This window comes from Halalkalibacter okhensis (assembly GCF_000787375.1).
In the GTDB taxonomy this organism is placed as follows: domain Bacteria; phylum Bacillota; class Bacilli; order Bacillales; family Bacillaceae_D; genus Halalkalibacter; species Halalkalibacter okhensis.
On sequence record NZ_JRJU01000020.1, the window covers coordinates 77,444 to 91,550 of the forward strand.

The 14,107-nt window shown below is 37.0% G+C and carries 16 protein-coding genes, 1 rRNA gene, 1 pseudogene and 1 other annotated feature; all 18 genes and pseudogenes read right to left on the reverse strand.

All coding sequences use genetic code 11. The annotated features are described in order from the left end of the window. Positions 1-27: 27 nt before the first annotated feature. On the reverse strand, positions 28-1,287 hold the full coding sequence (locus tag LQ50_RS14930; RefSeq protein ID WP_034630832.1) for an MFS transporter: 1,260 nt from the start codon (positions 1,285-1,287) through the stop codon (positions 28-30). A 65-nt stretch (positions 1,288-1,352) separates the two neighbouring features. Further along, positions 1,353-1,607: a binding site (T-box leader), on the reverse strand. Between the two features lie 98 nt (positions 1,608-1,705). Continuing rightward, positions 1,706-1,936 (reverse strand): hypothetical protein, encoded by a 231-nt coding sequence (locus tag LQ50_RS26045; RefSeq protein WP_152608228.1) that lies wholly within the window; start codon positions 1,934-1,936, stop codon positions 1,706-1,708. Between the two features lie 149 nt (positions 1,937-2,085). Next, positions 2,086-3,327 (reverse strand): ABC1 kinase family protein, encoded by a 1,242-nt coding sequence (locus LQ50_RS14935; RefSeq protein ID WP_084138849.1) that lies wholly within the window; start codon positions 3,325-3,327, stop codon positions 2,086-2,088. Between the two features lie 42 nt (positions 3,328-3,369). Beyond that, a complete protein-coding gene (locus LQ50_RS14940; RefSeq protein ID WP_034630771.1) occupies positions 3,370-3,882 on the reverse strand; it encodes a hypothetical protein in 513 nt (170 codons plus the stop codon). 248 nt (positions 3,883-4,130) lie between these two features. Further along, the gene (locus LQ50_RS14945; protein ID WP_052144786.1) at positions 4,131-4,376 is read right to left on the reverse strand and encodes a YczI family protein; all 246 of its coding nucleotides are present in this window, start codon (positions 4,374-4,376) and stop codon (positions 4,131-4,133) included. A 54-nt stretch (positions 4,377-4,430) separates the two neighbouring features. Beyond that, a complete protein-coding gene (locus LQ50_RS14950; protein WP_034630772.1) occupies positions 4,431-4,808 on the reverse strand; it encodes a hypothetical protein in 378 nt (125 codons plus the stop codon). A gap of 567 nt (positions 4,809-5,375) precedes the next feature. Continuing rightward, the gene (locus LQ50_RS14955) at positions 5,376-5,777 is read right to left on the reverse strand and encodes a hypothetical protein (protein ID WP_034630774.1); all 402 of its coding nucleotides are present in this window, start codon (positions 5,775-5,777) and stop codon (positions 5,376-5,378) included. Positions 5,778-6,151: 374 nt separating this feature from the next. Then, positions 6,152-6,520 carry a hypothetical protein gene (locus tag LQ50_RS14960; RefSeq protein ID WP_034630775.1) on the reverse strand — a complete coding sequence of 123 codons (369 nt, stop codon included), beginning with the start codon at positions 6,518-6,520 and terminating at the stop codon, positions 6,152-6,154. 74 nt (positions 6,521-6,594) lie between these two features. After that, entirely contained in the window at positions 6,595-7,038 is a 444-nt protein-coding gene (locus LQ50_RS14965) for a GNAT family N-acetyltransferase (RefSeq protein WP_034630776.1), read from the reverse strand. Positions 7,039-7,533: 495 nt separating this feature from the next. Then, positions 7,534-7,728, reverse strand: coding sequence for a hypothetical protein (locus LQ50_RS14975; RefSeq protein ID WP_034630780.1), 195 nt, complete (start codon positions 7,726-7,728; stop codon positions 7,534-7,536). A 438-nt stretch (positions 7,729-8,166) separates the two neighbouring features. Then, positions 8,167-9,587: pseudogene (locus LQ50_RS14980) on the reverse strand (MDR family MFS transporter). A 352-nt stretch (positions 9,588-9,939) separates the two neighbouring features. Continuing rightward, on the reverse strand, positions 9,940-10,647 hold the full coding sequence (locus tag LQ50_RS14985) for a DNA alkylation repair protein (protein ID WP_034630781.1): 708 nt from the start codon (positions 10,645-10,647) through the stop codon (positions 9,940-9,942). Between the two features lie 162 nt (positions 10,648-10,809). Next, on the reverse strand, positions 10,810-11,001 hold the full coding sequence (locus LQ50_RS14990; protein WP_034630783.1) for a hypothetical protein: 192 nt from the start codon (positions 10,999-11,001) through the stop codon (positions 10,810-10,812). A gap of 70 nt (positions 11,002-11,071) precedes the next feature. Further along, positions 11,072-11,251: a hypothetical protein gene (locus tag LQ50_RS14995; RefSeq protein WP_034630785.1), complete on the reverse strand. Its 180-nt coding sequence runs from the start codon at positions 11,249-11,251 to the stop codon at positions 11,072-11,074. A 261-nt stretch (positions 11,252-11,512) separates the two neighbouring features. Then, positions 11,513-12,058, reverse strand: coding sequence for a hypothetical protein (locus LQ50_RS15000; protein ID WP_034630788.1), 546 nt, complete (start codon positions 12,056-12,058; stop codon positions 11,513-11,515). A 93-nt stretch (positions 12,059-12,151) separates the two neighbouring features. Next, positions 12,152-12,535, reverse strand: a complete 384-nt coding sequence (gene glxB, locus LQ50_RS15005; RefSeq protein WP_034630789.1) for a methylglyoxalase — start codon at positions 12,533-12,535, stop codon at positions 12,152-12,154. Between the two features lie 103 nt (positions 12,536-12,638). Next, positions 12,639-12,917, reverse strand: a complete 279-nt coding sequence (locus LQ50_RS15010) for an ArsR/SmtB family transcription factor (protein ID WP_034630791.1) — start codon at positions 12,915-12,917, stop codon at positions 12,639-12,641. 992 nt (positions 12,918-13,909) lie between these two features. Further along, positions 13,910-14,025, reverse strand: a 5S ribosomal RNA gene (rrf, locus tag LQ50_RS15015). Positions 14,026-14,107 lie beyond the last annotated feature (82 nt).

A 14,107-nucleotide genomic window follows, 5' to 3' on the forward strand; every position in this document is an offset into this window, starting at 1 on the left:
CCAAGTACGACTTTACTATCAGACCGACTAGGTAACCTCTATTTTATTATAGATTGTAGATTGATAATATTTCCTTTTTGAAGATTGAAAGTTAAAAGCGCATAGCGTTACAGAGATTGACAACATAACGACTGCCCCTGTAATGACCGCAATTTGAACCGAGATTAGTTGTGCTAAAAGCCCGATAATCCCAGTTGTGATTATGGTGAGTGTTGCTTGGACTAATCCATATAGACTGCCTATTCTCCCCATCACATCAACAGGGATATTATTTTGATAAAAAGTAAGGAAACCTGTGTTTGCAAAGGCAAGTGAGAAGGCAAGAATAAAAAATCCTACTGCTGCTGCTATAAATAAATTTGAAAAAGCATAGATGATATAACCGATTGAAACAAATGTAGTACCTAATCCAATTAGAAATGAAGTGGCAGTCTTCTTTACAAAAAGGGTGTTTATAAAAGCCCCAACTATTATACCGGCTCCTGCCACACTTACCAAAAAGCCGTAGTCGCTATCGGATAACCCAAGCACTTCTTTAGCAAAAACAGCCTCCAAGGAATCGACAGCGGCGGTCATAACTATAACTGAACTAAACAAAAAGTAAATAAGCATTATATACACATTCCTCTTGCTAAAATTCCATACGAGTTGAAAATCTTTCTTTAATACTAGTAATGATAATTTCACGTCCTTATTACTAGCTGGTACTTGCTTTTCTAGATTAGGCATAAACAACGTGATTAGCCCTGAAAAAAGCAGTGCGATTGCATTAATGATAATAGCAACTTCAGGCGTACCAATGATAAAAAGTACACCTGCCAAAGCAGGCCCTAGAAGAAAAGCCCCCGAATCCATCAAACTTCTTAAAGAATTAAATTTCTTTCGTTGCTCGGTCGGAATTAATTTTGTCATATAAACCATCGATGCAGGATCAAACATTGAAGTTGCCATATTAATTAAAAAGACCATTAAATACATTGACCAAATGGACAGATCTAGTAGCCATGGTAAAAGAAATATGCAAAGAGCTCTAAAAACATCAAGTACGATCATCATGTTTCGTGTATTTAATCTATCAATTATACTGCCAGACCAGAAATTAGTAACTAAAGTGGCAAAAGGAATAAGAATATAAAGGACCGCTACTGCAAGAGGAGACCCCGTGATGTCAAATACAATTAAATTTAATGCAATTAAGTAAACCCACGCACCTAAATTAGATACTCCTATTCCAAGCAATAAAATAGAAGGATACTTCCACGATTCTATCAAGCGTTTTAAATTCATTACACCCACTCCTACCGTTTTTCTTTCTAAACAAATAAAAAAATCCCACCCCCAAGACATATTGTCTTGGGGACGAGATTTCATAACCGTGGTGCCACCCCAGTTTATTAATATGTCGCCATATTAACCTTTTCAGGTACTTTTTTACATGCTTAATACCCTAGCTCTATAACGGGAGCTCCCGTTACACCATCTCCTTTTATAAGGTTCCAATGTAATGCTCAGAGGCTTGGTTCAATAATTAATTTCTTACTCCTTTTCAGCTTGTGGAGCTCTCTGTAAAGAAATGTATTATTTACTCTTCTCATCATTGCTTAGTTGAATTATTTAACATTTCAAATATTATAACATCATTTTCCAGATAAAGTCTTATTTTATTTCTTCACATTCTTTATAGATTACAAAACAAACAACATATTTACCCTCTTCGCTTTTCATGCATGTATTTCATCCATTTCTTCAACTTGAAACTGCAAATAACGTAGCCAATACCAGAGACAACAGATACTCCGAACGCGAGCTGCAAAAGAAGTTGATGAGACGAATATATCCCTATCCCTAAGCCAACCAAACCTAGGAGTGTTAATTGAAATAATTGTTTTTTATAATTCTCAAACAGAGAAAATTGAAACTGTCTCCGCTGCTCCATTTCTTTGATATTCTCCAGTTTTTGAGGAAGCTTTAGAAATTCTGTAAAAGAATAAACCGTCTTAAATAAAGGCTGTGACTGCAACCAAAACCAAACAAACTCCCACTTGTTATTCCCTCGTTTACTCAACCAATCCATAAAAACTGGTTTTATAACGTTAATGAGATCATCCTCTTTTGCCAAATAGCGAAGTATGCCTTCATCGTAATGAAAGAACGTCCTAAAAATACAAATCTCGTTGGTACTTGAATGGGAAGTGCTTGAATCATATCGTTCATTTCCAACTTTAACGCTATAAGGTCCATTTCCTTTAATTGCGCAGGTTGAAAAGACAATAATTCAGCCAATAGTCTCTCTATCGTCCTTGGGTCGGCTTCAGGCAGGAGGAAGCCTAATTGAATCAAGCACTCCACAGATTTTGAGTAATTCTTTGATAGCAAACCCTCTATTAATGCTTGAAAATATGAAGCATCTTTCTTAGAAATTTCCCCTACCATGCCGAAATCTAGTAAGACAATTTGTCCTTCCTTGGATACAAGTACGTTTCCTAAATGGGGATCAGCATGGAACATACCTGGTTCAAGCCACTGAGGAAGAAAAACGTTAATGAGACGTTCTGCCAATTCACTTTTAGGAACCTCTAATTGACTTAGTCCTTCTTCATCTGTTAGCTTTATGCCATCGATCCACTCCATAACCAACACTTTTGACGTACTCATCTCGGAATAGACGTCTGGAACTTTCACTCCGGCAACATCCTTAAACCGTTCTTGAAAAAAAAGGAGATTATTTTTCTCTTGTGAAAAATCAAGCTCCTGTACAACAACTTCTTTAAGTTCTTTAAATAAAACCTTTAAATTTATAAACCCTTTTGGAATGGGAACAAAATGATGGGCAAACCATATAATAATACTCAATGTACGCAAATCCGTTTTTATGATTGAATGAATATTAGGGCGCTGTACTTTAATGGCAACTGATTGACCATCTTTTAAAGTCCCCTTGTACACTTCTCCTATGGAGGCAGAAGCTACTGCCTTTTGATCGATGGAAAGTAAGAATTGATCGACGGGACCTCCCCATTCAGCTTTAAGAATTCCTTCAATCTCCTCCCATTTTGAAGGGGGAACTTGATCAGTTAGGTCTTGAATTTGGCGGATAAACCCATTAGGAAGTACATCTGCACGAATGCTTAATAATTGCCCGATCTTAATAAGTAATCCTTCCAACTCAAATAATGTCTTACGAAACCGTCTTCCTATTTTCTCCCATAATTTTTCCCAATCCGCTTCAGGTTTTTTTCTTACTTTATACCAATAAATTTGAATGAAGATGACAAATGCCATGGATAACACCTTTGACATTCGTTTTAATTTGCTCTTTGATTTCATCAAATCACTTCTTTTCTTTAATTAATACTACAAGATTGTATACTAATCCCTTGAAAAAAAACCTTCAAATTCCAGTGTTTGCTGTTGTCGAAAGCCAAAGTTTTTGTATTCGATCATGAGATAGCTTATGTTATTTTCATAGTTTGTATCTAGTAGTTCCACCCGAAAAACGAGTAACAAGTCGTCTATTACTTGATAGTTTTCTACTAGTAAGTATTCGTTGATATACCCTGCTTCAATTGCGAAATCTTCGTCGATAACACCCGTCACACCCATTTCATCAATCATCGAAGTAACCGATAGTTGTAAATCATCTTCACTTAATTCCGTTCCATCGTCTTTTATTAATGATACATTGGTTAAAGTCGGGTTACCAAACCCACTCCAATGCACACCGTAACCCATATAAATTGGAAGCCCTTCTTCGACAACAGGGGCATCCATAGCGATGTAGGAGGTAGACCCAATAACAAATTCTCCTTTTGAAAAAACATAGTTAACTATACAAACGATTAATACTAGCGTAGCTCCCAGGATCATTAACCACTTTTTCATTCAGGTCCCTCCTCTATAAATGCTAACACTGCTTCTAAAAGCTTAAATTATCCTGCAATTGTTCGTGCAATTATTTTTTGTGAAAAAGCACTTCCGCGTTTGGAGAAATTCTACTCTTCTCTCTAAATTATATATGTACCTTCCACTTCTTTTAACCACTTCTAATTTGAAACCGAAACTAGACTTATTGTTATTTTTGTACGGCACAAAGAAAATTCGACCCTGCTTTATTCCAGAAACACTGCCCTTTAACCTAATAAACCATTTAAACTGACAAATAAAACAAATCCTGAAGAAAGAAAAGAAAAAATCCCTGTAACTTTTCGTTTCTCTTGAATTTCTACAATTCCTATAACGAAAAGCATGAATCCTACAAGTAATAGCGTATATGGCAACATTCGGTATTCCCCCGTTACTAAACTATAAGCTGATAAGGAAATCACCATAAGTGCTAAAATGGCTTTCATTATCTTCATCCATAATTTCAATTTCAACTTCATCCCCCCTTAAAAATAAACAGAAAGAACCTACTGACTGTTTTAGATTTATTACCTTTCAATCGATTTTAAATTTCTCACTATGTTTTCGATTATTTCAATATGAGAAGTAATATTCCAAATCACTACGACAATCAAAGACAATAAATAAATACCAACATACCACTTAAAACTCTTTCTATTTCTGAAAGGTGTAGATAATAGCATGAAAAGCCCCGTTAAGAACACGGAAATTTGAAAAATACTAATCATCCATAAGCTGTTTGCTTGATTAATAGCCATGACCACCTTTAATGCCTGACCGGCTGTCATTTGAGCTTCATATCTTTCTTTATTTATAAACCCTTCTTCAATCAACATCATAATTGGCTCAGCAAATTCATCCTCAATAACGTAATGATATCCAGTCAAATTAAAGTTGGTTTGCATCGTAAAAAAGCATAGTAATAATAGATTAACTAAACCAATGATCAGTATATGAGTGTACTTGATAGCAACCTCCTCCTTAAGCGATCATTCTATTTCCTTTGCCCTGTGTATTTCAACGTGTGTATTAAATAAGAGCTCCAACTTTTATTATGGTTTAAACCAAAATTCCCTTAAAAAGTAGTATCTCACCGCCGTTCCAGTTACGTTTTTTATTTCGTCATAATCTTAATAAATTTAAACAACTGGTATATGCTCCACCCGCAAAACAATATAAGAAAAACAACCCCTCCATAAAACACGAAAAAATCCATATAATTCCCCCCACATCAATTCGCACTTGTTAAGTACTGAGATAGCGCACACACTTTTTATACAATTTTACAGTAGTATCCATGGATAGAAATTCCCGCGTTACCCACAATGTCTTTTTCATCAGCTCTTTAATTACGCTAAACAACTCATTTAGTTTAACATTAATTTCCTTTTTAATGACATAGAAAAAGCACCCCTTGTTGAAGGGATGCTCGCGTTACTTGAATAAGGAAGAAATCGACCAATCTAGACATCTTAATATATTATATCTCCATCCTTGCTTTCTACAAAGATTTCATAAGAATCAATGTTAGATACAAAATCCAACTCTCCTGATTCCAACACATCTTTAACAACCTTATGAATCTCTAATGCGATTTCTTTAGAACTTTCTTCTGTAGCATCTAAAGACGTCTTGATCGTTAGAGATTTTTGATATTCAGAAAGGATATCCCCGATTCCATCATAATTCTCATTTAAAGACTCCATAACATTCATTGTAATAGCAGATAACTCTTGATTCACTTTTTGCATATCGAATTCTTCACTTTGTGCCACAGCAGTTGTGTCATCCGAATCACTAACAAACGTCGTAATTCCTATACCCCCAACAATCATAATAGCTACAATACCAGAAGCTATAAGACCTTTTTTCAAATTGTCCACCCCTTCCTTTATAAAGAAAGGTATGTCCTAAATAGCTTAATTATTCACTCTGCTGGCCGCACCGGTTTCACTATAGCACCTGGTTTGTTGATAGTATTTCGGCATTCTTCAAGCAGTGAAAGGCACCTGATTTATTTTACTCTCTTACTTATGATAATCGCGACAGCCATAATAATAGCACCCAGAGCTATGGACACTATAGATAGATTGGTGAAGAGTGGATCTAAATGATTGATTTTAGATAACCAATAAACCACTGCCGCAATTATCATCAAAATTAATCCTATCCATTTCATGTAATCACCTCATATACCATCATAACAAACCTTACCTTAACATTGGCTTATAAAAAAACGCCCCGTGAATTATTGAACTGTCACGTTATCAAAAGGCGTAATTTCACCATTCACTAGAACATTTAAAACATCGTGTTCTGGGCCTGTCGTTAAATAAAATAGATGTTGCCCTACAACGCCATCGTTATTACTTACATTGAACTTTATCGTTACAGTATCCCCTTGTGTTTCTATATCCGCTTCTACATCTCCACTTGAATGAAAAACGATATAATACTCTTTGTCACCGTCAGTGATTGATTGAAGTTTTAAATTGGAATCAATCTTGTCTTGCACATTATTAGGTACGGTTTCAAGTTGGCTAAAACTCAATGTTGAAGAATGATAAGCTGATAAAATGGAAATTACGATAAATATGAAGAAAAATAGTTTCTTCATAACCTTCACTCCTTAAGTAAAAGTGATAAAACCAATCCATCGCACGTAGTATGTGAAAGAAGATAACGACTTCTCTAAATGGTACTTAATTCATAATGATAGAATTGTTCATCACGTTTGTACCCATTTTTTTCATATAATCTTTGAGCAGAATCGTTATCAGGGGCTGTACTAAGAACTATACTGCTCGCTCCTGTTTCAAATGCCAGTTCTTTGGCTCTATTCAAAAACATCTCGCCTAACCCTTGCTTTCTAGCTTGTGCATCCACATACAAGTCATTTAATATCCATGCTTTTTTCATGGATATAGATGAAAAGGTAGGATAAAGTTGAGTAAACCCCAAATAGTTATCGTTGTCTTTGGCGACAAATATGACAGAATCGTTTTTTTCTAATCGACATTTTATGTAAGATTTAGCCCCTTTTAAATCTGATTCTTGATCGTAAAACATACGATACAAGTTAAATAAGGCTGCTACTCCATCTAAGTCTTTATTGGTAGCCTGATATATTTCCATTAAACATCTCTCCTTCTAACAATATAGTTATTCATAACCAGAATGAGATCATACATTTATAACCTCAATAACACTATCGCCCCGGGCACTCCCCGTATAGATATCAGCCAGTCGTTTAACAACTCACTTATTTTCTATCCTTTTTCTATTCCTATAGTAGACTATGATCATTAGTATTCCTCCTAGAGCAAAGTGAATATAAGGTGGATCATCATTTATGACTAGACTACCAACAAATAAAAACGTTAGTATCATAGAAAAAGAAATTAATGTGCTGGTATGAGAATCATATTTTCTTTTTAGCCGTTTATAAAGCAGTAAAAAAGGAATTCCGCCTACGATTAGTCCTAAAATTGGTACAATTAAAGCATATAATTGACTCTGGTATATCCATGAAGGTATTTGTTCCATCTAGTTCTCCTCTTATAATTACAATTATTAATGTAAACTGTTCCTATTTTGTTTAGGTAGTGCATTCCCGTTAGTTGGATAATCTCATTTTACTTCAACCTCATTTTTTAGCCATTCTTCTTCTGTTTGGTATTTATTTAGGGTTTCTGTAATTGCATCTTTAACGACCCTTGGGTAATCATTATTAATTTCCTGTTCTAACTTTGTAATATCAACTCTTAATAATTCTAACGCAGTAACCTTTTCTTCTTTAGACATATATTCATAAATTTTTCTCATTAAGTATACCTCTCTTTAGAAAAACTTCTTTTACTCTTCTACTCGTTAGCAAACTTAAAGAAAGTTTCTACTCAAAATTTAAACACAATAAACTCCCCACCCACTTTGCTGTTTTGACGGATCCTCATTCCGTTATTCCATTCAAATCCTTGTTTTTGATTGCGTTTTTGGATCCTCATTCCGTTATTTTCTTATTTCGGGCTAAATAATCCCTTTATTTTATGACTTAACGGAACCAGGATCCACTTCCCCCTTTTTTGAAGCGCTTTTCTTTAATTTAACGGAATCAGGATCCACTTTGTCTAACCATTCCAGCTTGTTATAGTACTCTCCTGCCCGTTAGACCAAAGAAGTACAATCCACGTCCGAATTGTACTTCTTTTTCTACTGCTTTCTACCTTTAAACCGAACCCAAACCAGCTAAATGAAGTCAAGCGGCTAACTTGCCTCCACCTCCCATTCTTCGTCAGTCGGTGGATAGGTTTTCTGCACTTTGAAGGAAAGAATCAATGAGACAAACGTCAACACACCGATCATCCCAAATGCGATGATGGCACCAAATATATCGGATTGGCGATCTGAGAGAAATTCGCTCCTGCCCGTTCTGCCGTTGTCATTGCGGTCACGAGCAAGCCTGTTCCAATCGATGCTGACATCTGACGAATGGTATTTGTGACCGCTGATCCATGAGCAAGTAATTTACGTGGGATTTGATTCAGCCCTGCTGTATTTACTGGCATCATTACCATCGAGAAACCAAACATACGAATCGCATACATCACAGTCAAATATAAAATGGATGTGGTGGTATCAATGAAAAGAAAGGCAAAGGTCGAGATCGTCATAATGATCAAACCAGGAATGGCTATCACACGTGCACCGTATCGATCAAATATTCGTCCCGTAATCGGAGCCATGAAACCTGTGATCAATGCTCCAGGAAGCAAAACAATTCCAGCCTCTACCGCTGTAAATCCACGCATGTTATGCATATATAACGGAATCAGTGTCTCTAGTCCAATAAGACCCAAAAAGCCAATGCTGCAAATGATCGTTGACAGGGTAAACATCCGCGCCTTAAACACACGGAATTCCAGCATCGGATGGCTCAATCCAAGCTGTCGCTTCACAAACACGTAAATCAATAAAGCACCAAGTAGTAAGAAAATTATTGTTTGCAGACTTCCCCAACCATTATTCCCTGCACTCGTGAATCCGTAAAGAAGTCCACCGAACCCAAATGTAGATAACATGATTGATATCGGATCGACTTTTGGATTTTTGAGCTCCGTCACATTTCTCATGCTAAAATACGCCAAAACCAACATCAACACAGCTAAAGGAGTAATGCCATAAAACATATAACGCCATTCATAATTCGTAATCACCCATCCAGACAACGTTGGCCCAATCGCTGGTGCAAATGAAATCACAAGACCAATGTACCCCATAGCTGCTCCCCGTCGTTCCACTGGGAATATGAGCAAGAACACCGTCTGCATTAATGGAATCATCACCCCTGCTCCAACAGATTGAATAATCCGTCCAGTAAGGAGGATCGGGAAATTGGTCGCTACCGCTGCAATGACCGTTCCAACCGTGAAGATTCCCATTGCCGTCAAGAAAAGCTGTCTCGTCGTAAATTTTTAAATTAAAAAAGCCGAGACAGGTACCATGATCCCCATCACAAGCATAAAAACCGTCGTTAACCATTGTCCCGTATTGGCTGTGATATTCATTTCGACCATCAGCGGGGGAATGGCAGTAATCATAAGCGTTTGGTTCAAAACAGCAATAAAAGAACCAATAAGCAATAAACCTGCAATCAGCACTTTACTATAATTCTCGTTATTTTCCATATAAAAACTCCTAATTTAATAGTCTTCCCTTTGTTTAAAACTGTCACGATTCCTAATGGTCCTTATATAAGTATATCTCAATAAATATATTTCGCAATACGAAGCATATAACCATGAATTTTTTTCCATAAATGAACTACATGGTTCCTGGAGGTTGAAGCGTCATCACAACTTACATTATGCACTTTTATTAACATATTCTTTTCACCCCTGCGATTCAAGGAACAAATCCTTAAAGCGGTTTTTTGTTCCTTGAATCTCCTTTCACTTATCCACAATTAAGATGTTTTTCATTTGAAACGAAAAAAAAGAGCATCAACCCTTCTTGGATTAACACCCTTATACAAAGATTTTAACATCGTACATATTTGCGTTTAAATCCAAGCTTACCTTTATCTGTTTCTTTTTGTATACTTTCATAAGCATTTAGGAAACTACTTTTTTTCTTGTCCCGTTTAACTTCTACTGTACCTACTGCCTCTGCAGTCTCAACGGCCTTTTCATTGAGCGGCAAATATGAAATTCCGGCCGTGTATAGAAAATTATTCATTGACGCTTTCGTACGCTCTGGCGAAGCATGAATCGTCTTTCTCACTAGCTCAAGCATTTCAGACATCTTGCTTTCTGAAAATTCATGGTCAGGGCGATTCCCTAAAAGCCAAGAGTAGCAACTCCAGCCCGCAGACATTCTCAACTCTTGACCACTTGCGATCCATTGATCAGCAACATCTTGTGCAATAGGTGCTTCTGCCAAAGTTACGGCCACCACATAATCAGACAGCATATAGAAATACGCGTCATCGATCCAACGATCAAAATCAGATGCCGTCATCGCTTTGGGATCGGCAATAATGCCTGCAAAGTACATAGCATCATAATTACCAGTAGCATATAATTCTTCAGCTAACGGTTGATTTAATTTGATTTTCTTTGCGATTGGTTTCATCGCTCCTGTAGCAACACCAAAAACCGGCTCGCGTGCACCATTAGATATGTACATTTTTTTCATCCGTTCCTTGCCGAGGGCTTCAAGCTCCTGCATAACTGTTTCGAGATCCATTGTTTGACACTTCCTTTCTTCCTACCTATTAGTTTAATTCTACTCTAAATGATTGTTTAGAACATTTATTTTAAACTCGCTTTGATCGGCTCCTTCTCTTTCGTATAATCAACGCAATAATATGTGTATCGAACAAAAAAGCGACTCCTAATGTGAATCGCTCTACTCGTTCGTTTGCAATTTTCTAAGGACTATTCCGTTTATAATTACACCCATTAATCCAGCAACCGTAAAAACATAGGCAACAAATAACGGTGTTGAAGTTAGTGATTCAGTAAGTATTCGAAATAGACCAACGGATAAAACAAGGAAACTACCTATTAATGCAATAATGGCTTGAGTTTTCTTTTTCAATCGTATACCTCCTAAAGAAAAAATTCCATAATCCCTATTCTCACCTAGTAATAGAGCAAATGAAGAGCTGCTATTTAAACTTACTTGGATTTTCAATTCGAATAGAGATGACTTCCCCACAATTCAAACAGAACGTATAAATCTTATTAGAACCCATTGAAAACTTCTTTTCTAATGGCTTAACTGGGATAAAATCAGTTCCTTCTGTAAATTCTATTCCATTACACTTCGGACATTTTGTTTCTTTCAACTGGATCAACTCCTTATGTCACGATTCCATTCACTTTCAACGACTATACCGAAATAACCAGCTTGTTGCTTATTACTTACGCTTCATAGCTTGTTTGGTTTCAATTTTTTCTTTTGCATCACAATTTATTCCTTATAAAATGAAAACAAGAGCATGGTAAACAATCCATGCTCTTGTCGCTCATTCGTTCGGTTAGATAGTGCGTAACTTCATAAGCAAAAGACACTCATATCATCAGCCATCTGAATAACCTTGAAATAACTACTTCCATATACCCATATACTTTTTTTGGTACTTTTTATCATCTACAGTTTCAATTAATTCTAGGGCTATTTGTTTTATGGCCTCATCATTATAATGGTTATATAAATGTTTCATATTCTGAAGGATGTCATTACGAATTAACGTGTAATTTTTTTCATCGGTGCCATTTTTAAACCGATCAACCATATACTCCATAACCATGTCCTTTTGGGCTGTACCAGCGATTCCGACTTTCCATATTGATTGGAGGCTATGTCTGGCTGTAACAAACTTTTCGTCTTTTGTTACCTCCCACAACCGAGGGAAATCTTTCATCATCCTCATTTCCGGGTCGCTTTTAGCTAGACTAGCTAAATATTGTGCTGCACGAGAGCGCTGATGGTTATCCTTATCGGTTAAGTCCTCTACAAGTTGGTCCCATACTTCATACGCCCAGTCCACTTTTTGGTCCGTTACTTTTAAAATCGTTTGATAAGCTTCATATCGCTCATCTTTATTGCCTGTTTTTGATTTTTCAAATTCCACTTCCATTTGACTGTCCACTTTCCCACCTACTACTCCAAATTTATATTTATCCCAATCTGTTTAAGCGCCCCACTGCTTAGCAGTATATAAGTTTGGTTCAACTATTATAAATTATTTCTGCACAATCTGAATAAGGTTGCCGCATGTATCATCGAAGACCGCTATTGTCATATCACCCATTGCTGTCGGCTCCATAGTAAATGTCACTCCATGTTTTGTTAATCGGTTGTATTCTTCGCGAACATCCTCAACTCCAAACATGGTTGCTGGAATACCTTCAGACGATATTTTATCTTGATACTCTTTGGCAGCCGGATGGTTATTTGGTTCGAGCAATAGCTCCGTACCATCTTGATCATCGGGAGAAGTAAGGGCTATCCACCTAAATTCACCGACGGGAATGTCATGCTTTTTAATAAATCCTAGTGTTTCTGTATAAAACTTTAATGCCTTGTCTTGATCTTGAACGAAGATACTAGTAACAATGATTTTCATATAATTTTTGTCTCCTTAAGTTAATTGCGATGCACTGGATTCTGCTAACAATAAGACCCCAAGCAGAAAAGCCAGACATTCGTCAGTAGATTTTTTAATAAAATTACTCAATCCATCCTTCCAGCAAATTTTTAAGTGGTTCGTTGTTAAAAATAAGTACACGATATTTCCCTTTTCGTTTTGACTTTACGAGATCTGCCTCTTCCAATACAGAAAGGTGTTTCGCTATGGCCTGTCGCGAAATGGAAAGATTGTGCTTCATAATAAGACGTACTGTAAGTTCATACAACGTCAGCTCGTTACGTTCGGTTAATTCGTCTAATATTAGCCGCCGAGTCGAATCGGCAAGTGCTTTAAAGATTGCGTCTTTGTTCCAATTCATATATCCATCATAAGCAACTGTATGGTTGCTTGTCAAACATGAGCAACTTTCTAGTTGCATGATAGGGGTATAGGGACTTTCTTATGATCATATCCCTTTTATGTAAGCGGACACCAGTTCCGCTTGAAGCGGGACGAGGGACCTGTCCCATCGTCCCTTAGAAAATGAGTTGTTTCTTTTAGAATTAGTGAGCTCACTTTATGTGACTATATTAATAAAAGCTTCCTACATTCATTATATTATAAATAGGAAAAAATGGGATTTTATCATATCGAAGGAAAAAGTAGATTATGAGGAGTTTCCTGGTTCTCTCCTTCTCTTCTACGGGGGGATTGTTCACGTGGTGTCTCATAGATGCTCTTTCACGCCGTGTTTCGCTTCTATATATACAAATAATGGAATTTATTATGGCTTGCTGTCCAATTTAGACCATATTCTGTCGGAATGAGGGATTTGCTGTCCAATTTGGTACAAATGCTAGCGGAATTCTGTTTTTTTCTGTCCAATCTGGATTTTGTGATTTATTTGTTAGGGAAAATCATGTTGTAGTCCAGCGGCTCATTCGAGGAAGATGTTGTTCCTTCTTGCGGCCAATTGACAGGCAGTTTCATCCCAACTCTTCTCTTTTTTGTGCAGAGTGTGCCCTGCTCGGCATGGTCCTGGCTCGCTATTTCTCTTCTATAGGGGTGGTTATTCATGCTATTGTTCTTAGAAGTAATTCACGTTGCGTTACGAAGAGAAACGGCTCGGACTCACTTCTTTTCTTCTACATAGAAGACCATGAATCTTCTCTTGGAAGTATTGGATGACGTTTACGAAAAAAGAAGCTCGTCTCACAGGGGGACATGATGTTTTCTCGAAGAAGCTTTCTCACGTAGTAACATGGGCCCATTCGAAGAAGATGCTGTTCCTTTGGAACAGCGCTCTTCAGCGCCTTACTTACTCTGTTTATTCGCATAAAAAAACACAACCCTTTGGATTGTGTTTTATCTGCCTGGCAACGTCCTACTCTCACAGGGGGAAGCCCCCAACTACCATCGGCGCAAAAGAGCTTAACGACCGTGTTCGGCATGGGAACGGGTGTGACCTCTTCGCTATCGCCACCAGACTAATATATTGAACATCGGATTACCCAAAGGTTATCTTAGTTCACATTTGAGAGGGTTCTCTCAAAACTAGATAATGCATTA